This is a genomic window from Lactiplantibacillus sp. C232 (assembly GCF_023806725.1).
GTDB lineage: Bacteria > Bacillota > Bacilli > Lactobacillales > Lactobacillaceae > Lactiplantibacillus > Lactiplantibacillus plantarum.
Genome location: NZ_JAMSKZ010000006.1, coordinates 125,046 through 144,871, shown reverse-complemented (window position 1 = coordinate 144,871; position 19,826 = coordinate 125,046). Strand labels below are relative to the sequence as shown.

16 protein-coding genes and 1 tRNA gene are annotated in these 19,826 nt (G+C 43.7%); 3 read left to right on the top strand and 14 right to left on the bottom strand.

What is annotated here, in order from left to right:
* Positions 1-65: 65 nt before the first annotated feature.
* From smpB to rpoN, 12 genes are all read right to left on the bottom strand, one after another.
* Positions 66-536 carry an SsrA-binding protein SmpB gene (gene smpB / locus MZO41_RS07880; RefSeq protein WP_003641053.1) on the bottom strand — a complete coding sequence of 157 codons (471 nt, stop codon included), beginning with the start codon at positions 534-536 and terminating at the stop codon, positions 66-68.
* A gap of 25 nt (positions 537-561) precedes the next feature.
* Positions 562-2,976: a ribonuclease R gene (rnr, locus tag MZO41_RS07875; RefSeq protein WP_013355261.1), complete on the bottom strand. Its 2,415-nt coding sequence runs from the start codon at positions 2,974-2,976 to the stop codon at positions 562-564.
* Positions 2,977-2,984: 8 nt separating this feature from the next.
* The gene (locus MZO41_RS07870) at positions 2,985-3,734 is read right to left on the bottom strand and encodes an alpha/beta hydrolase (protein ID WP_003641051.1); all 750 of its coding nucleotides are present in this window, start codon (positions 3,732-3,734) and stop codon (positions 2,985-2,987) included.
* A 48-nt stretch (positions 3,735-3,782) separates the two neighbouring features.
* Positions 3,783-4,019 carry a preprotein translocase subunit SecG gene (gene secG / locus MZO41_RS07865; RefSeq protein ID WP_003641050.1) on the bottom strand — a complete coding sequence of 79 codons (237 nt, stop codon included), beginning with the start codon at positions 4,017-4,019 and terminating at the stop codon, positions 3,783-3,785.
* Between the two features lie 99 nt (positions 4,020-4,118).
* A complete protein-coding gene (locus MZO41_RS07860; RefSeq protein ID WP_013355259.1) occupies positions 4,119-5,672 on the bottom strand; it encodes a ClC family H(+)/Cl(-) exchange transporter in 1,554 nt (517 codons plus the stop codon).
* Between the two features lie 16 nt (positions 5,673-5,688).
* Positions 5,689-6,564, bottom strand: a complete 876-nt coding sequence (locus MZO41_RS07855; protein ID WP_033098999.1) for a hypothetical protein — start codon at positions 6,562-6,564, stop codon at positions 5,689-5,691.
* Between the two features lie 147 nt (positions 6,565-6,711).
* Positions 6,712-8,040 carry a phosphopyruvate hydratase gene (eno, locus tag MZO41_RS07850; protein WP_003643976.1) on the bottom strand — a complete coding sequence of 443 codons (1,329 nt, stop codon included), beginning with the start codon at positions 8,038-8,040 and terminating at the stop codon, positions 6,712-6,714.
* Between the two features lie 81 nt (positions 8,041-8,121).
* Positions 8,122-8,880, bottom strand: coding sequence for a triose-phosphate isomerase (gene tpiA / locus MZO41_RS07845; RefSeq protein ID WP_003643975.1), 759 nt, complete (start codon positions 8,878-8,880; stop codon positions 8,122-8,124).
* Positions 8,881-8,906: 26 nt separating this feature from the next.
* Positions 8,907-10,109 carry a phosphoglycerate kinase gene (locus MZO41_RS07840; protein WP_003641045.1) on the bottom strand — a complete coding sequence of 401 codons (1,203 nt, stop codon included), beginning with the start codon at positions 10,107-10,109 and terminating at the stop codon, positions 8,907-8,909.
* A gap of 120 nt (positions 10,110-10,229) precedes the next feature.
* Positions 10,230-11,252: a type I glyceraldehyde-3-phosphate dehydrogenase gene (gene gap / locus MZO41_RS07835; protein WP_003643974.1), complete on the bottom strand. Its 1,023-nt coding sequence runs from the start codon at positions 11,250-11,252 to the stop codon at positions 10,230-10,232.
* Positions 11,253-11,318: 66 nt separating this feature from the next.
* Positions 11,319-12,350, bottom strand: coding sequence for a sugar-binding transcriptional regulator (locus MZO41_RS07830; protein ID WP_003641043.1), 1,032 nt, complete (start codon positions 12,348-12,350; stop codon positions 11,319-11,321).
* Positions 12,351-12,566: 216 nt separating this feature from the next.
* A complete protein-coding gene (gene rpoN / locus MZO41_RS07825) occupies positions 12,567-13,904 on the bottom strand; it encodes an RNA polymerase factor sigma-54 (RefSeq protein ID WP_003641042.1) in 1,338 nt (445 codons plus the stop codon).
* An 82-nt stretch (positions 13,905-13,986) separates the two neighbouring features.
* Here rpoN and MZO41_RS07820 point away from each other — a divergent pair.
* The 3 genes from MZO41_RS07820 (at position 13,987) to MZO41_RS07810 (ending at position 16,601) form a co-directional block, all read left to right on the top strand.
* A tRNA-Arg gene (locus MZO41_RS07820) sits at positions 13,987-14,058 on the top strand.
* A gap of 819 nt (positions 14,059-14,877) precedes the next feature.
* Positions 14,878-15,468, top strand: a complete 591-nt coding sequence (clpP, locus tag MZO41_RS07815) for an ATP-dependent Clp endopeptidase proteolytic subunit ClpP (RefSeq protein WP_003641041.1) — start codon at positions 14,878-14,880, stop codon at positions 15,466-15,468.
* A 158-nt stretch (positions 15,469-15,626) separates the two neighbouring features.
* Positions 15,627-16,601, top strand: coding sequence for a 2-hydroxyacid dehydrogenase family protein (locus tag MZO41_RS07810; RefSeq protein ID WP_013355257.1), 975 nt, complete (start codon positions 15,627-15,629; stop codon positions 16,599-16,601).
* A 211-nt stretch (positions 16,602-16,812) separates the two neighbouring features.
* Here MZO41_RS07810 and MZO41_RS07805 read toward each other — a convergent pair whose 3' ends face one another.
* Complete coding sequence (locus tag MZO41_RS07805) at positions 16,813-18,465, bottom strand: peptide ABC transporter substrate-binding protein (protein ID WP_003643972.1); 1,653 nt, start codon at positions 18,463-18,465, stop codon at positions 16,813-16,815.
* Positions 18,466-18,889: 424 nt separating this feature from the next.
* On the bottom strand, positions 18,890-19,822 hold the full coding sequence (gene whiA, locus MZO41_RS07800) for a DNA-binding protein WhiA (protein ID WP_003641038.1): 933 nt from the start codon (positions 19,820-19,822) through the stop codon (positions 18,890-18,892).
* Positions 19,823-19,826: the final 4 nt, after the last annotated feature.

Below are 19,826 nucleotides of genomic sequence, written 5' to 3'. Positions count from 1 at the left end.
ACCTTTTTATGACGCTGCCATACTCGTTGTATGGTGCAGCGATGCAACGCTAACGTAATCGATGCCTAGTAATGTTTCATAACCCGGTCGATTTGACGCTGTTGTTCGCGTTTCTTGATATCTTGCCGTTTGTCGTATTCCCGTTTCCCGTGAGCGACTCCAATTAAGACTTTCGCAAATCCATGCTTGAGATACATCTTAAGTGGAATAATCGTCACACCCTTAGTCATCGTTGCTGCACCTAGCTTACTGATTTCTTTCTTGTGCAACAAAAGTTTCCGGGACCGCAACGGGTCAACGTTATAACGGTTACCCTCTTTAAACGGACTAATGTGAACGTTTTGCATCCAGGCTTCACCGTTGCGAACTTGAACGAAACCATCCTTTAAGTTGACCCGCCGATCGCGAACGGATTTGATTTCCGTCCCCGTCAGCGCAATGCCAGCTTCATAGGTTTCCTCAACAGCGTAGTCATGGCGTGCTTTCCGATTTTGAGCGAGGGCGGTATCTGGGTGCTTACCGTGTTGTTTGGCCATTGCCGCACATCCCCTTACTTAAAAATTAACGCCGACGATCAGTTGATGACCGCCGATTGTTGTTAGTACTATGATTATTATTGTTGCTATTATGATTATTATTGTTCCGGCGACCATTGCTATTGCCATTACGATGGTTATTGTTGTGGCCACCACGATGGTCGTTATTCCGGTTATTATTGTTCCCATTTCGCCGGTAGTTACCGTTATTGCCACCACGCCGGTTATTACCACGATAGTTATCATGATGTTCCCGCTTTGGCAATAAATCAGTCTTTGGCGCTTCTTCAGGATTCAATAACTTAAAGTCGACTTCTCGTTGATCCTTATCGACCCGCATTAGTTGAACTTTGACGGGCTGGCCGATTCTAAATGTCCGTTTCGTCTTACGGCCAACCAACGCTAATTGTTTTTCAACGTATTCGTAGTAGTCGTCGTCCATCGTACTGATATGAACTAAGCCTTCAACGGTATTTTCTAGTTCAACAAACAGACCGAATTTCATAACGGAATCAACAACGGCTTCAAACGTCTCACCAACGTGATCAGCCATATATTCAGCCTTCTTCATCGAATCAACGTCGCGTTCAGTATCAATCCCCCGCCGTTCATGATCAGAAGTCGTTTCCGCAATATTTGGTAGGTTATCCCGATAACGTGCCCGGGCTTCTTCACCAGTGCCGTTTTCAGCATAATGGCGAATCAAACGATGAACCATCATATCTGGATACCGCCGAATTGGTGACGTAAAGTGAGTATAATACGGTGCCGCCAATCCAAAGTGACCAAGCGACTGGTCAGCGTATCGGGCCTGCTTCATGCTCCGCAGCATCATGACTGAGACCATGGCTTCTTCGGGCTTACCAGCAACCTTCTTCAAAACGTCTTGAAGCATCTTCGGCTTAACATCCTTAGAACTCCCCTTGACACTGACACCAAAGTTAGTGACGAATTCAAAGAAACTAAGCATCCGGTCACTATCAGGCGTTTCATGTACCCGGTAGATAAACGGTACCTTAAGTTGACTATAGTTTTTTGCAACCGTTTCGTTGGCTGCCAACATGAAACTTTCGATCATTCGTTCAGCTAAGCCACGTACCCGTAATTGAATGTCAATTGGGTGACCGGCTTCGTCAACGATAATTTTAGCTTCGTTATCATCAAAATCGATCGCACCACGATGCCGCCGATGCTTGTACAAGATACGGTGTAAGTCGCCCATCGTATCAAACATGTCGACCAAGTCCGCGTACTTTTCACGCGTCTTGGGGTCATGGGCTTCGAGAATCTGATTAACAGCGTCATAAGTCATCCGGGCATGTGACCGAATCACACTTTGGAAAATCTTATGGTTAACGATTTCCCCCGTTTGATCAATCTCCATCTCACAACTCATGGCTAATCGTTCAACATCAGGATTTAAGGAACAAATCCCGTTTGATAGCCGCCGTGGCAACATTGGAATCACACGGTCAGTTAAGTAAACTGACGTCCCACGTTTGAATGCTTCCCGGTCTAACTCAGAGTTCTCGGTGACATAATGGCTAACATCCGCAATGTGAACGCCTAGATGGAAGTTCCCATTTGGCAAGCGCCAAGCAACAACCGCGTCATCCAAGTCTTTAGATTCGGCGCCATCAATCGTTACTAATGGCTGGTCCGTAATGTCGACCCGACCAACTTTTTCTTCATCAGTCACGTAATCCGGAATCCGGTTGGCTTCATCCGTCACTTCTTCTGGAAACACTGATGGGACATCGTGTTGGTAGACCACTTGTAAGACGTCCATCCCAGGATCATCAACACTCCCAATGACCTGCTTGGCAATCCCAATCATCCGCGTTGGATGCTGAGCGTCAGGATAAGCAGCCACTTCAGCAATGATGACTTCCCCCTCAGTGGGGTGTAAGCCCTGATCAGTGATTAATAACTGATATTTGGATAATTTCTTATCCTTAATTTCCACAGAACCAATAATCCCGTCTTCATCCGTACTTGGTGTATACGCACCGACAATCTGGGTATAGTCCCGTTTAACGATGCTGACAATTTTACCTTCAGGGCCGCGGTCGGAACCGGGACGGGCTGGTCGAATGATTTCAACCGCAACATCGTCACCGGTAATGGCAAACTGCGTGTTGTCCGGATTAATGTAAATATCAGGCAAATCGGGATCGTAACGAACGAAACCAAAGCCCTTGTCATTACCATGAAATGAACCTTCAACAGTCTTCGTTTCCTGGACCAGCTTGAAATGATCATGATCATCGGTACTAACTAATTTTTTACGTTCCATATTCGCAAGTTCCTTTACTAGAAAAGTAAACGCCGTTGCGCCTGTAAAATGCAATTCATCCGTTAGTTGTTCAACACTATACGTGCGATCGGGATGAGCTTGCAAAAAAGTCAGGATTTGTTCTTGTAAGTTTGCTTCTGACATTATTTACCTCATTTATAAATAGTTTTTAAATATGTTAAAACATCTTGTTCCAATTGGTGATGCGCACTGTTGACGGTAATCACGTGTCCAGCATCAGCATACCAATGAAAATCAACTGGTACTTGTGGTAATTGATCACGTAATTGTCGCGCCACCGTCGCATCAATTAATTCATCTTGCCCACCCTGACCAATGAAGAAAGGTTGGGTCACAGCGCTGAGGTGACTCGTAACCTCTGTCGTAGTAAAGGTATTGACTGCCTGCAATTGCCGCTGAACCAGTTCCGGCAACGTCATTAAGATCTGTTCACGCTCGGCAATTGAAAATTGACTGTGCGCCAGTTGATGGTGACTCAGCGTGATAAACATTTCAGCAACGTCACTACGATTACCAGCAAATAGTGGTGAACTAAACGTGCCACCACCTAGCAACTGAGGATCACGCTCCAAGGCCGCCGTCGCAAAAATACCACCTAATGATAAGCCAAAGATACTAATTTTAGTATAGCCTTTTTGCCGCATAAATGATATTGCTTGTTGCGTATCTTGCCACCATTGCGCCGGCGTCTGTGCGAGAATATCTCGTGGATCATCAGTCGCGTGTCCACTGAATTGGGGGCCATAAACTGTATAATCTTCCCGTTCTAATGCTCGTGCTAACATCCGCACATCATTGGCACTTCCCGCATAGGCGTGCAATAAAATGACGGCATGTTGGCCATGTTCAAAGAAAAACGGTTCCGGTTGTTTCAGCATCATTACACCACCTTAAAAAAAAGCCTCCTGAAATCACAGGAGGACGGTCAATTACTTCGATGAGTACCATGCTAGAGCTAACGCCAGGATAAAGAATGCGATTCCTAATACCACGGTTACCTTCTGCATGAACGCTTCAAAACCGCGGGGCTTCTGCTTGGCAAACAAGTCATCAGCACCACCGGTTAATGAAGACATGGCATCATTAGTTTTGGATGGTTGCATCATCACCGCAATGATAATCAAAACGGAAACAACCAGTATTAACGTTAACAATAAATTATACAAGAAATGTGCCTCCTAAAGCCTCCGCTATGTCTATAACAATTTAACATATTTTGCCTTATTTTTCCAGTATCCTGAACAATTCGTTGCTTTGTTTAGTGCTCAGGGCGTCGCGACCGTTAAATGTGCGATTTGATGGCGCACCCACGCACGGTTATCCCGGTCAGTCAAGATAATTAAGGTATCACCAGCCCGCATCAAGGTGTCGCCATGCGGGATCACTTGACGCTCCCCGCGGCGAATAGCGATCAATAATGACTCTGCTGGCCATTTAAAATCACGAACTTGATGGCCCTCTAACTTAGAGCCTTCAAAGATCGGCAATTCTAACCGATCCTGGATACCGCTATGTTCCGGTAACCGCGGCTGAATTAACTTCTCTAGCAAAGCCTCATAAATCGGAGCGCCGCCTAAGAGATCCACGACTAAGTAGGCCGTCATCGAAACGACTGCTAATGGCATCAAGTGGTGTAGTGTCCCGACCATTTCAGTAATCAATAAAATTGCGGTAAACGGTGCTTTACCAATGCCGGCAAAGTATCCAGCCATTGCAAAAATAATAAAGTTCGGAATCAAGTTCGTCGGCATCCAACCAACGGCAACCATGAACTGGGCATAGATTGCACCTAAGATGGCGCCCAGTGACAAGATTGGCAAGAAGATGCCCCCCGGCAAACCAGAACCATATGAAATGGTAGAAAAGGTAAATCGTAACACGAAAATTCCTAACAAGGCGAGTAACGCTGGCGTTACCGCGGCCAAATTCAAAATAACAGCATTGCCGCCTCCTAATAGCTGCGGCCACATTAATCCAATCGGAATCACCAGTAAAAATGGCACCAAGCCATCCAACCAACTGGGCAACCGCAACTTGGCATACCAATTTGGCATCGTCAGCGTCACGTTTTGATATAGATAACCGAAAATACCGAGAAAAATCCCGAGCCCAATCAGATTGCCATATTGACTCAACGGAAGGTTATGGCCGTACGGAATGTGTAATACTGGTACAAGGCCAAAAAAATTGAGCGAAATAAAATTACTGGCCATCGCGCTAACTAATGCGGTTGTCCAAATGATTGGTGAAAAATTATGATAAACCTCTTCCAGAACAAATAACGTACTGGCAATCGGTGCGTTGAAGGCCGCTGAAAGGCCAGCTGCTGCACCACCGGCAATCAAGGAGCGTCGATCTGATCCCGTCTGTTTGAGTTTCGACGCGACACCCTGACCAATCGTAGCTCCCAATTGAATCGAGGGGCCTTCGCGGCCGAGAAACAGTCCAGAACCAATGCCCAGAATACCACCGACAAACTTGCGCCAGAGCACTGACCACCAACTATAATCAAGCTCGCCAGCTAATTGACCCTCAACTTGTGGAATGCCAGACCCTTTAATATTCGGTTCATTCTTAACTAACCAACCCACAAAGAACGCCACAGCCACAGACAAGCCTATCCATGGAAAGAGCAGTAGCCAATTTGTATGAATTTGTGCGTACACCCATTGAACGAACCTCAGTCCCTGCTCGATGCTGAAACGAAAAATACTAACCACGATCCCAGCAATCACACCGACAATTAATGCCCGGCCAATCGAGCTGAACCGTGTAAAGTCAAAATGTTGTTTTGCAATGTGCGGCCGCTGTGCCACCATGAGTTCCCCCTCTTAATCATGATAATCGTTGTGCAATCACTTGCTGGACGGCCGCTAACGTCACGGGCGCTCCAGGATGTAATGCCTGAATCTGCTGTGGTCCATCTACGCGTAATAACAAACCTAATAACAGATCCTTTTCTAAGTCGTCAGTTTGATAAGTTTCCTTAAATCCAGCCAATAAGTCAGTATCATCATTAAATGCTTGCAAAATTAGCGGGACTAATTCCGTTTGTTTTGCAGCTTGATGGGCGGCACTGAATCGCTGTAAACCTAATTCACCACTAGTCACAATTAAATTCTCGCCCACTAGATTGCCATGAACAAATTGATTAGGCGTTACGGTGTGTACTTGTAGCCAGGCCGTACGCTCGGCAACAAAGTCGGGGCCCAGTGTATCCCACTCGGTTGATTGGGCAGCGGTTGGCCCAAATGCAGGAACTTCAGTATTAAGTCGCGTCAACATCGTCCCAATCTGGCGCCCCAGTGTTGACTTAGCAAGGGGCTTAGCCGTTGCGCAAAATTCAGTTAGCGTCAGACCTTGTAGTGGCTGATAAATCACGTAGTAGAACTGGTACTTATCAAAAATGAAGCCCGCATGCAATAGACGCGGAGCACCCAAGCTCAATCGAGCCATCCGGGTCAGTCCAAAACGTTCCGCCTGATAATAGGCCCGAGTTTGGGGGATAACCTCACTGGGTGGAAAAATCGCGATTTGGGTGGGTCCGACCGTAAAGTGGGCGGCCAACTTATCCGCAACGGGTTCTGGCGTTTTATAAGGCTCATTTTCACTGGCATAAATTTTTTGAATCACCGGTTCAAAAGCACCGGCATTCAGTTGCAGTCCTTGCCAATCAGACCACTCATTAATTTGTTGCTGAAAGTCATCCATTCTGCTCGCTCCTTACTCAAAATACGCATGTTTCTATTCTACCACGACTCGTCCGTCCCTAGACCCTAAACTCAAACAGATGTTCCTTAAATTATGTATAATAAAAACGCCGTCCCATCGGAACGACGTTTTCATTAGAACTTCAAATTACTTGCTAGTAATGGTGTTCCGTGCAGCTTCGTCTAAGTTGTAGAAACCGTGGATACCTTTGTATTCTGAAGTGCTTTCAAGTTGGTCTTCGATCCGCATTAATTGATTGTATTTAGCAATCCGTTCAGTACGGCTCATTGAACCAGTCTTGATTTGGCCAGCGTTCATTGCGACAACTAAGTCAGCAATGGTCGTGTCTTCAGTTTCACCAGAACGGTGAGAAACGATGGCAGTGTAGCCAGCTTCTTTAGCCATTTCGATAGCTTCAACAGTTTCAGTTAAAGTACCAATTTGGTTAACCTTGATTAAGATTGAGTTAGCAACGCCCATCTTGATACCCTTTGCAAGGTAGTCCGTGTTCGTAACGAATAAGTCGTCACCAACGATTTGAACTTTCTTACCAAGCTTGGCAGTTGCCATTTGCCAGTCTTCCCAGTTGTTTTCATCCAAAGGATCTTCGATAGAAACGATTGGGTACTTGTCAACAATGCTGTCAAGTAAATCAACGAATTCTTCGGCAGTAAATGATTGACCATTTTCGCCTTCACCCTTTAAGTCGTACTTGCCAGTTTCTTCGTTGTAGAATTCTGAAGCGGCACAGTCAAAGGCAATGGCAATATCCTTACCAGGCTTGTAACCGGCACGTTCGATAGCTTCAACTAAGATTTCGAATGGTTCTTCGTTGTTCTTCAAGTCAGGTGCAAAACCACCTTCGTCACCAACAGCAGTTGAGTAACCGCGTTCGTTCAAGATCGCTTTCAAGTTGTGGAAAGTTTCTGAACCCATCCGGATAGCTTCTTTAACTGAAGAAGCACCAACAGGCATGATCATGAATTCTTGGAAGTCAACGTCGTTGTTGGCGTGGGCCCCACCATTGATAACGTTCATCATTGGTGTTGGTAAAACGTGAGCGTTGAATCCGCCAAGGTAGTTGTATAAAGGCATTTCAAGTTCGTCAGCAGCAGCACGTGCAGCGGCAATGGAAACACCTAAGATAGCGTTAGCACCTAACTTAGCTTTGTTAGGAGTACCATCTAACTTGATCATAGCTTGGTCAATGGCACGTTGGTCAGTTACATCGTAACCAACAATTTCCTTAGCAATTAACTTGTTAACATTGTCAACGGCTTTAGTAACACCCTTGCCCATGAAACGGCTCTTGTCACCGTCACGTAATTCAACGGCTTCATGTTCACCAGTTGAGGCACCTGAAGGAACGATACCACGGCCAAATGCGCCACTTTCAGTATAAAGTTCAACTTCAACAGTTGGGTTACCACGTGAGTCTAAGACTTCGCGAGCATAAATATCTGTAATAATAGACATTAATTTCTCTCCTTAAAATTGGCTTGTTATTTGTTTCACACTTATTGTAGAAGTTTGTCAATCAACTTGCAATAACTATTATTAGTTATTTTGGTAATTAACAAGTTCCAAGAATGAATCAGGTTGTAATGAAGCACCACCGACTAAACCACCGTCGATATCATCTTTGCCCATTAATTCGTTAACGTTGGCTGGTTTAACACTACCACCGTATTGAATCCGAACTTTATCAGCAACTTCTTGTGAGTAAAGGTCAGCAACAGTCTTACGAACAACCGCACAAATTTCTTCAGCTTGGTCACTCGTAGCAGTCTTACCAGTACCGATGGCCCAGATTGGTTCGTAGGCAATAACCAATGAACTTACTTGGTCAGCTGATAAGTCCTTCAAAGCAGCCTTGATTTGGCCTGAAACCCATGATTCTGCTTCGCCGGCTTCACGTTGTTCTAATGATTCGCCACAGCAAATGATTGGCTTCATGCCGTTCTTGAAGATAGCGTGTGCCTTTTTGTTAATGTCTTCGTCAGTTTCGTGGAAATAACCGCGACGTTCTGAATGACCAATAACAACGTAATCAACGCCTAAGTCAGCTAAGGCAGCTGGTGAAGTTTCACCAGTAAATGCCCCAGCATCTTCAAAATAAGCATTTTCAGCAGCAATCTTTAAATCAGAACCCTTGGCAGCTTCAACCATTTCCTGTAAGAAAAGGGCTGGGGCAGCAACGACTGATTCAACTTTTGATGGATCTGGTAATTGATCCTTAACAGCATTAACGAAAGCTAAAGCTTCGCTAGCTGTTTTGTTCATTTTCCAGTTACCGGCAATAATAGGTGTACGCACGATAAACCTTCCTTTCGGAGAACAGATTATTTTTCAGAAATAGCAGCAATACCAGGTAATTCCTTACCTTCAAGGTATTCAAGTGAAGCACCGCCACCAGTAGAAATGTGGGTTAACTTGTCGCCAACGCCAAGTTGCTTAACAGCGGCAGTTGAGTCCCCACCACCAACAATGGTCGTTGCGTCTGATAAGGTTCCTAAGAACTTACCAATTTCAAGCGTACCCTTGGCGTAGTTGCTCATTTCGAAGACACCCATTGGTCCGTTCCAAACAACGGTCTTAGCGTCGCGTAAAACATCTTCGAATTCTTCGATTGACTTAGGACCAATATCTAAGGCCATGTAGCCATCAGGAATTGAACCTTCAACAACCTTGCTAGGAACATCGTTATCAAACTTTTCAGCAACGATTGAGTCGCTAGGTAAGACTAACTTGTCGCCAGCTTTTTCGATGATTGACTTAGCCAATTCAATCTTGTCTTTTTCAACAAGTGAGTTACCAATGCCCATGCCTTTAGCAGCATAGAACGTATAAGTCATCCCACCACCGATGATGATCTTGTCAGCTTTGCTGATTAAGTGATCGATAACACCGATCTTATCAGAAACCTTGGCACCACCTAAGATAGCAACGAATGGGTGCTTAGGATTGTCAACCGCGTCACCTAAGAACTTGATTTCCTTTTCCATTAAGAAACCAGCGGCAACTTGATCCATGTTTGAAGCAATCCCAACGTTAGAAGCATGGCTCCGGTGAGCAGTCCCGAAAGCATCGTTGACGTAGACATCACCAAGTGAAGCCCAGTACTTGCCTAATTCAGGATCGTTACCAGATTCGCGCTTAACTTGTTCGCCGTTAACAACGTCTTCAAAACGAGTGTTTTCAACAACTAAGACGTCACCGTCGTTCATGTTGTTGATGGCAGTTTCAAGTTGTTCGCCTTCAGTAACAGGTACGAAGGTAACAGGCTTGTTTAATAAGTTTGAAAGACGTTCTGCAACAGGACGTAAGCTTAAGCCCTTCTTGTCGTCTTCGCTCTTAATCCGACCTAAATGTGAGAATAAGATGGCTTTGCCATCATGTTCAATCACGTATTTGATCGTTGGTAAGGCAGCGACGATCCGGTTGTCGTCACCAATTTTGCCGTCTTTAATTGGAACATTAAAGTCGACACGAATTAAAACTTTTTTATCTTTAACATCTAAATCTGAAACGATTAATTTAGCCAATGTTAAAATCCTCCTAGAATTCGTGACTGCTGAAATTAAAAAAACGGCAAGAGGAGTTTTGCCTCCCCCCGCCGTCAAAACCATATGCGGTTTTAAAGTTCTTAACTATCTAATCAAATATTAGAGAGTGGCGAACTTCAATAAAGTACGTACCATTTGGCAAGTGAAGCCGTATTCGTTATCGTACCAAGCAACAGTCTTAACTAATTGGTTGTCACCATCAGAAGTAACTTCTGTTTGAGTAGGATCGAAGATTGAACCGAAAGTAGTACCGATAACATCAGATGAAACGATTTCGTCATCGTTGTAACCAAATGATTCGTTACCTTCAGTATGCTTCTTGATTGCGGCGTTAACTTCGTCAGCAGTAACTTTCTTGTCTAAGATAGCAACTAATTCAGTTAATGAACCATCAACAACACCAACACGTTGTGCATGGCCTTGTAATTTACCGTTCAATTCTGGGATAACTAAGCCAAGAGCCTTAGCAGCACCAGTTGAATGAGGAATAGTGTTTACACCGGCAGCACGGGCAGCACGGAAGTTACCACCACGTACAGGGCCGTCAAGTAACATTTGAGTTGAAGTGTAAGCATGGATAGTAGTCATAGTACCAACCTTGATACCGAATTCTTTGTTTTCAAAGAATGCTAATGGTGCAAGGCAGTTAGTAGTACATGAACCAGCAGAAACGATACGGTCATCTGCAGTCAAGATGTCATCGTTAACGTTGTAAACGATGGTCTTCAAGTCTGAGCCAGCAGGAGCAGAAATCAAGACACGCTTTGCACCAGCGTCCAAGTGAGCTTGTGACTTAGCCTTTGAAGTGTAGAAACCAGTACATTCGAGAACGAAGTCAACACCGTCGTTCTTAACCCAAGGAATATTTTGTGCTTGTGGTTCAGCATAAACACGGTAGTTCTTACCGTTAACAACGATTGAATCGTCGGTTGCTGAAACGTCAGCGTTCAAAGTACCATGAGTTGAGTCATACTTCAAAAGATGAGCCAACAATGCAGGTGAAGTTAAATCGTTAATAGCAACAACTTCGATATCACTTGACTTTTCACCAAGTTCTAAGATACGACGGAATGCTAAACGACCGATACGTCCGAAACCATTAATACCAATTTTTACAGACATACTAGAATTTCCTCCTTGTGGAAATAAAAATAGTTTTATTTTAAAAAGCAACTTCACTATAGAAGATTACTTTTTTAAAATCAAGTTAGCCGCACCCTCATCCGTGATCAAACACGTCTGTTTAGGTGCAATGTTCTTCATATACGCGGCAATTGCGGTGGCTTTTGAAGCCCCACCCGCAATGGCGAGTATAATCTCCCGATGGGCCAGTTCTCCGATTTGCAATCCAATCCGCGGAATCCGGTAGACCACGTTACCCTTCTTATCAAAGAAGTAACCAAAGGCTTCACCAATCGCTTCACGACTGCGTAACACCTTGATCTGATCCTCAGACATATTCCGGCGATGGGCCATTGAAATGGCTTCACCGATACTATGCACGACCACGTTAGCTTGCCCGATAATCGCCAGCACCTCTTGAATACTTGGTTCTTTGAGGAGTGGTTCATACGTTCGTTCACTGACCTGTTCTGGTACAAACAACGAGCGGAACTTACCGCCAGTATGTTGTGCCATTTGTGACGCGATGGTATTTGCTTGAATCGCAACCGATTCACCAACACCACCACGCGCCGGAACAAATAACAAATCACGTTTATCACCTAATTTATTAGTTAAGTGACTTGCCACATGTTCCATGGTATGCCCACCCATAACAGCAATAATATTACGCCCTTCCGGCAATAATTGCTGTAATAGCTGGTTCACTTCTTCGCCCATGGTCCCAATAACTTTCAACTGTCGATCGGAATCACCAGAAACGATGATGCAACGCTTAATATTAAAGTATTGCGCCAACTGTCGTTCTTTCTGGCGAATGCCCATTAGCTCATCCATAAAATGACTTAGTCCTACTAACACGTCCTGACCTTGCTGGGTAACTTGCATGCCCGATTTGTTTGTCATAATCAAATCTAGCTTCCGCAATGTATCCGTTTCGGTCCGTAACGTCCGTTCGCTAACACCTAACGTCTGAGCTAATAGCCGACGTCCAACTGGGGCCATCCAATTAATGGTTCTTAATACTAAGTAACGACGACTCAGCATGTCAACCATATCTGGGGCAATTGCCTCAATCCATTGAATATCTGAATGCATGGCATCCAACCTGCTCTCTAGTGGGACGGGTCTGGTCCAGCTATGTCGAAAAGCGACCCAAAGACTTCAAAAAACAAAGCACACAACGCAAATTCACTAAGAAATCAATGTTGCATACCTCTCTTACCACAACATGAATTATAACAGGTTCATAAGGTGGTTGCAAATGAAACCCCAATTAAGCTTATAACCGACTGGTCCAAATGGCGCGTTAAATTATCGTTCGGTTCTCAAGTATTGTTTTCGCCTTGATGACGACGGAATATTAAGATTTTCGCGATATTTCGCCACTGTCCGCCGAGAAAGTTCGACATTTTCCGCATTAAGAATCTGAACAATTTTTTGGTCTGAAAGCGGTTTTTCTTTATTTTCCTGTTCGATCAAGGTCACAATTCGGTGTTGAACACTGTCGGCCGAAACGATTTTGCCACCAGTGGGACGTTTACTGACCGCTTTGGTAAAGAAACGTTTAAGTTCAAACATACCGAAGTCCGTTTGAATGTACTTTCCATTAATACTTCGACTGATTGTTGATTCATGCACTTTTAACTGTTGGGCAACATCTCGTAACAATAGTGGCCGTAAATCCGTCGTTTTTTCCAAGAAGAAGTCTGCTTGACGCTCGATAATGGCCGTTCCCACTCGAAAAATGGTTGCCTCGCGTTGCTGCAAACTGTTAGCAATCCAGTCATACTCACTTTTCTTTTCTTTCAAATATTCCGTAACTTCCTGATCATCATGCTGCCCCATCTGCTGATAATACCGACTGCGGAATTTAACCACCGGTTGAGCCATGGATGCGGTTCGCAATGCCAGCTGGCCTCCCTGATTCGTCACCACTAAATCGGGAAAGATGTACCCGGTCGTCTCCTGCCCGATTGCCGCACCGGGTACGGGTGTTAGTGTTCGCACATAATCATAAATACTTGAAATGTCCGCAAGCGTCACCTGATACTTCTTAGCCAACAAGTCCCATTGTCGATTAACCAGCTCGTCAAAACTTTCTTCTAAGACAATATAGGCTAAGTTCGGTGCATGGTCATCATTTTCTGTCTGCAACATCAGCGCTTCTTGCAAGCTCCGGGCCCCAACACCCGGCGGATCAAGTTGTTGTAATAAGGTAATTGCATCCAACAACTCAATTGGCGTTGCCTTAGTTTCTTGCCGAACCTGCCTCTCATCAATCCGCAAATAACCATTCACGTCAACGTACTCAATTAAATAAAGGACAATCTGACGCAAATGGGTATCACGCATCGTTAGGTGAATCTGATCCAACAAGTATTCAAATAACGAATGCTGATTAGAGGTCGACACACGCTCAATGAAATCCGCCTTAGTGGTTACATTTTTGGCTGCGTTCAAACTGGCGTGATTATTATTCCAATTTGTATCCACATCGATCAATGGGTTTTCTAATGCTTTTTGCGTTAGAAAATCTCTTAGTTCTTCCACATTAAACTGCAACATCTGAATGGATTGTTGTAGTCGCTGGGTCATCGCTAACTTCTGTGATTGCCGCTGTTGCTGGCGAAATCCTGGTCCCAGTGCCATAAAAATACCTCCCTGAATAAATTTTTATGTAAAACCCTTGTGTTTTTATCCATTATTCGCTAGAATATAATATGTTGTTTAGGCGCCCGTGGTGTAATGGATAGCACGTAAGATTCCGGTTCTTGAGATGGGGGTTCGATTCCCTCCGGGCGCATCAGTAGCTGAGAAATGATTCTCAGCTTTTTTTGTGCATTTATTTAAGTGACAACTACTGGACTATACCAGTCACATCTCCATATAGTAACTTAATTTAAACCAAACAACAAGTAATATCCTTTCGGGGTCAGTAATAGTACCTATACCCGCTCGTCCAAGTAAAAATAATCAAAAAGTAATCAGTTCAAGTAAACCATATACCAGTGTAGTCGTTTAGTAGATTTAATAACAGCTAAACTTACACTATTCAAATAATAATTACTACAATTGTTATTATATTATAGAATCGTTTTAATCATGGTAAATTTCATTCATGCATCCGATACTGATTAATTCGTTGCGAGCAACTTGAGTCCAGCAACAAGGTCAAGTCGTTTAATATGTCGGCTCACGTGCGAATTTCCAACTTCTATTAGACTCATCGTTGTGGGTCACTATCAGTAAATTGATTCACCTACTATCGCGATAATAAAATTATGCGGGTCGACTACTTTTAAATCACCACATTAGTGCTGAATATGCAAGTTCATTACTGCTTAATCTTGAATCATTATTATAAGAGAACATCGTTTTCAAGCCAAGGTAGACGCAACACTTAATCCAAGGCCTACTAACTAAAATCGTCGAAAAAAAAGAGATTGGGTTCACCCAATCTCAAGCCGTATTATGATAGAAACCTAAGTATACCACGTTAACTGCATAAACGGAATTCTGTTTTTGAGGTTTTTCTTTTGACCTTCACTGACCTTAGCGGTAAACTACATTTATATTAGCAATCAGCTAATCAAATAATGCAACCTTAGGAGGCTAACAAATCATGTATCCAGTTCCTACAGTTATTGAACAGTCATCACGTGGCGAACGTGCTTATGACATCTATTCACGACTATTAAAGGACCGTATCATTATGTTATCCGGTCCCATTGAAGATAACATGGCAAACGCCATTATTGCCCAACTACTCTTCTTGGATGCCCAAGATTCAGGTAAGGACATCTATCTCTATATCAACTCACCAGGTGGTGTCGTTACTGCCGGCTTAGCAATCTACGATACGATGAACTTCATCAAATCTGATGTTCAAACCATCGTTATGGGGATGGCTGCTTCCATGGCCAGCGTCTTAGCTTCATCTGGTACTAAGGGCAAGCGTTTTGCTTTACCTAACTCTGAAATCTTGATTCACCAACCATCTGGTGGTGCTCAAGGTCAACAAACGGAAATTGAAATTGTTGCGGAAGAAATCTTGAAGACTCGTAAAAAGATCAACCAGATTTTAGCTGACAACTCGGGACAATCCGTTGAAAAGTTGAACCATGATACTGAACGTGATAACTACTTAAGCGCACAAGAGGCTAAAGACTACGGTTTGATCGATGATATTATGGAAAACAACAAATTAAAATAAGCTAATATCTTTGACTGGGCTAACTAGACGTTGGCCCAGTTTTTTTGCTCGTTTTCTTGTCATTCGTTTTGCAATAGCCCATACTGCACATAAGCAGGGATTACTACCCGGACAATATTACTTGTCCTTGAACTTAAAAGTAAAAAGGAGTCTCTATAATGACAAAAGTCTTTATTGCTGGTCAGCTTCCAGCCCAAGCTAATACGTTACTTTTACAAAGTCAGTTAGTCATTGATACTTATACCGGCGATAACCTGATCAGTCACGCGGAACTCATCCGTCGAGTCGCTGATGCCGACTTTTTGATTACCCCACTCTCAACTCAAGTAGATCAAGATGTCTTAGACCACGCCCCACACCTTAAACTGATTGCTAATTTTGGTGCTGGCACTAATAACATCGATATCGCGGCAGCAGCTAAGCGCCAGATTCCAGTCACGAACACGCCAAACGTTTCGGCGGTCGCAACCGCTGAATCAACGGTCGGTTTGATTATCAGCCTAGCGCATCGTATCGTGGAAGGCGATCACTTAATGCGAACTAGCGGCTTTAACGGTTGGGCGCCACTGTTCTTTCTCGGCCACAACTTACAAGGCAAGACACTCGGCATCTTAGGCCTTGGCCAAATTGGTCAAGCCGTTGCCAAACGATTACACGCCTTTGACATGCCCATCTTATACAGCCAACACCACCGCCTACCGATTAGCCGTGAAACGCAACTTGGCGCAACCTTTGTCTCCCAGGATGAACTTTTACAGCGTGCCGACATCGTCACTTTACATCTGCCGCTTACCACACAAACAACGCATCTAATCGATAATGCTGCTTTTAGCAAAATGAAGTCCACGGCGCTCCTCATCAACGCCGCACGGGGGCCAATTGTCGACGAGCAAGCACTTGTGACGGCGCTGCAACAACATCAAATTGCTGGCGCTGCACTCGACGTCTACGAACATGAACCGCAAGTCACACCTGGTTTGGCCACGATGAACAACGTCATTTTGACACCTCATCTTGGCAACGCAACGGTCGAAGCTCGCGATGGCATGGCTACCATTGTCGCGGAGAATGTGATTGCGATGGCCCAACATCAGCCAATCAAGTACGTGGTTAACGACGTAACACCAGCATAGACCAATCAGTGTAGTTGTCTTGCGTGACAACTCAAGCACTGTAGAACCATTCGTCGAAATAAATAAGCGGTCCACTTCGATTCGTCAAGACACTCTGACAAGTCGAAATGGACCGCTATTTTGTTTTGATCAAGGCAACGTATGGACCTGGCGCTCCTACTAAGGTAACAGCTAAACGACCAGTTACCATGAACGTCCCTAAATCAGTTAATTATTTGGCAATATAAGCATACTTATAATTCCACTGTGTCCCAGCAGTATTATGAATAATACCCTTTACCTTTGGATTTTGTAAATAAGAGTATACCGTCTGATACAATGGCGTAATTCCTTGATCCTTCATGATCGTCTTCTCAGCGTTGATCATATCTTGCCAACGAGCACTAGTATCATTGGCATCCTGGTTTTGAGCCTTGTTAACCAACGCATTGTACGTGCTGCTGTTATATTTTCCGTAATTATAACCACTATTATTAGTCATAATTTGCAAGTGCGAGATTGGGTCGTTGAAATCAGCACCCCAACCACTGAGATAAAGGTCAAAATCACCACTTTGAGCACGACTTGAAGCTACCTTTGATGGAATGTTGGATAAGTTGACCGTCAAACCATCGAGATTCTTTTCTAATGCTGATTTCAAGTATTGTGAAATCGGCTTATTAGGTTCGTCATTAGAAGCTAATAACTGAATGGACAATTTCTTAATTCCCGTTTCCTTAAGGCCTTGTTTCCATAACTTTTGTGCCAGCGCTTTGTTATATGACGTTGAATTCTTAACCGTTGATTCATCTGCAAAATCCTTACCAGTTTTAGCGTCTTTAACTAAATCCTGAGGAACAAACGTCTTTGAGACCGTTGATGCGTCACCAATCACATTCTTTACTAACGTCTTGCGATTGATCGACAATGAAATTGCTTGACGAATCTTAGCGTTATTGAGCGCCTTTTTGATTGTCGCATTACTGTCTTGGAAATTATAAACCAGAAACGCGGTGATAGAATAAGGGTACGTGGTATAGTCAGAACTGCTCTTCATATTCTTAACTTGTTCACTCGCTAATTGCGTTAGATCAAGTTTCTTTTCTTGGAACAAGTTCAATGTTGTCGTAGTACTCTCATTGACCGTGTAGTTGATCTTTTGTAGGTGGACAGCTTTCTTATCCCAGTACTGATTATTTTTTACAAACTGCCAGCTATTATTAGTTCCAGTCCAGCCAGTCAACTTAAACGGCCCACTGTAGAGCATGTACTGAGCCTTAGTGGCATATTTATTACCCCACTTTTTGACCGCTTTCTCACTAATTGGTCCAAACAACGGGTAGGTCATTAACTTCTTAAAATAAGTAATTGGCTTATCAAGAGTCACAATAAAAGTATGTTCGCCTTGCGCCTTGACGCCCAATGTACTTGGTGACTTTTTCCCAGCGACAATTTCATCCGCATTCTTCACCCCTGAGAAGAGGTAGGCATACTGTGACTTAGTTGCTGGGGTGACGGTCCGTTTCCAAGAATAGACAAAGTCTTGCGCGGTTATCTTCGAACCATCGCTCCACTTTGCATTGCGAATCGTAAAGGTATACGTCTTGCCATCCTTTGAAACCTTAGTTGACTTAGCTAATCCCGGTGTAATGCTACCATTCTTTCCTAACCGGTATAAGCTTTCAAAAATATTACCCGTACTGCCATATCCCGACATATTGGAAATATCGATTGAATCCAATGAACTAGGGTACGACAAGTTTAAAACCTGACTACTTGCATACTTGCCATTACCAGAAGACTGGCTATTGTGCTTCCCACACGCAGCCAGCACCGTCACTAATACTAGGCTCATTACCACTGCTAACACTGATCGCTTCTTCAAACTTCTCGCCCCTTTACATTCCCATTTTGATGTGTTGATCTACTTATTCCCATCGGTTGTAACAAAAAACGCCTGTTCAGAATCTCGTCAGATTCCAAGCAGGCGTTTCAAAATTAACGATTTGAGCTCAATCCCGTTATTTTTGATGCAGAGACGCTTGTAATTCAACGCAAATAGCCATGTTGTTTGATTCACAACATGGGCAGCACATCATCATTTGCATTGTTGATTTTTGCATAATTACGTCTCTCCGATTTCAATAAGATGTGTTCAGTATAAATAGTTGCACTTACTTTTGTCAAGTGCTTTTCGAGTATGGCGAACGACAATCAATCCATTTCAACCAAAAAAAGCCGCTAACACCATCTAAAATGGTTAGCAAGCTTTTCAACAAAACTCATGCTTAAGCCATCCTTATCGACAACTAAGCATCTTTTTGTAATTGTTCCGCAAATTGATTGATTTTACGCAGCCGATGATTGATTCCAGACTTAGAAATCGGCCCGCCCGGAACAAGGGTTCCTAGTTCCTTGAGGCTAACTTCACGATGTTCCAACCGGGCAACAGCGACTTCTTGTAATTTTGGTGGTAACTGTTGTAATCCCACCGTAGCATCGATCAATAAAATATTTTCAATCTGTTTGCTAGAGGCATTGGCAACCTTATCCATGTTGGCATTCTCACAGTTAACCAACCGATTGACCGAGTTACGCATGTCCCGCATGATTCGAATATCTTCAAACTTAAGCATGGCATTGGTCGCACCAACCAACGACAAGAAGTCGGCAATTTTTTCCGCTTCCTTGATGTACGTAATGAAACCACCACGCCGATCAGTCGTTCGTGAATTCAAGCCATACTGATTCATCATCTCGGAGATCATATGATTATGTTCCTCATACAGTGAGTAAATTTCCAAATGATACCGGGAAGTTTCAGGATTATTAACCGAACCGCCCGCTAAAAAGGCGCCACGCAAATAAGAACGCACCGCAGCATCATCCGTTAACACTTCAGTTGGTGCCACTTCAACGATTTGATAATCCTTTAAAATACCCAAATCAGCGAGTACCATGTCCGTACCGGTCTTCAATCGTACGATGTACAAATTATTCTTATTTAATTTCATTTTGCGCCGAACAATCAATTCACTATCGACGTCATAAAATTGTTTGAGTAGCCGGTAAATACGCCGCGCGATGGCCGGATTTTCCGTCTGAATATTCAAAATGAAGTGATGATTAGCAATGCTGATCGCCCCATTCATTCGAATCAAAGCCATTAATTCAGCCTTAGCATTCTCGCGATGGACAGCGAGGTTAGTCAATTCTTTCTTAACGTCACTGGCGTATGACATGCCA

Bases quoted from the DNA above. Each gene is read 5' to 3' on its own strand.
- smpB (WP_003641053.1), bottom strand. From the start codon at position 536: ATGGCCAAACAACACGGTAAGCACCCAGATACCGCCCTCGCTCAAAAT.
- rnr (WP_013355261.1), bottom strand. From the start codon at position 2,976: ATGTCAGAAGCAAACTTACAAGAACAAATCCTGACTTTTTTGCAAGCT.
- MZO41_RS07870 (WP_003641051.1), bottom strand. From the start codon at position 3,734: ATGATGCTGAAACAACCGGAACCGTTTTTCTTTGAACATGGCCAACAT.
- MZO41_RS07860 (WP_013355259.1), bottom strand. From the start codon at position 5,672: ATGGTGGCACAGCGGCCGCACATTGCAAAACAACATTTTGACTTTACA.
- MZO41_RS07855 (WP_033098999.1), bottom strand. From the start codon at position 6,564: ATGGATGACTTTCAGCAACAAATTAATGAGTGGTCTGATTGGCAAGGA.
- eno (WP_003643976.1), bottom strand. From the start codon at position 8,040: ATGTCTATTATTACAGATATTTATGCTCGCGAAGTCTTAGACTCACGT.
- gap (WP_003643974.1), bottom strand. From the start codon at position 11,252: ATGTCTGTAAAAATTGGTATTAATGGTTTCGGACGTATCGGTCGTTTA.
- MZO41_RS07830 (WP_003641043.1), bottom strand. From the start codon at position 12,350: ATGCATTCAGATATTCAATGGATTGAGGCAATTGCCCCAGATATGGTT.
- rpoN (WP_003641042.1), bottom strand. From the start codon at position 13,904: ATGGCACTGGGACCAGGATTTCGCCAGCAACAGCGGCAATCACAGAAG.
- clpP (WP_003641041.1), top strand. From the start codon at position 14,878: ATGTATCCAGTTCCTACAGTTATTGAACAGTCATCACGTGGCGAACGT.
- MZO41_RS07810 (WP_013355257.1), top strand. From the start codon at position 15,627: ATGACAAAAGTCTTTATTGCTGGTCAGCTTCCAGCCCAAGCTAATACG.
- whiA (WP_003641038.1), bottom strand. From the start codon at position 19,822: ATGTCATACGCCAGTGACGTTAAGAAAGAATTGACTAACCTCGCTGTC.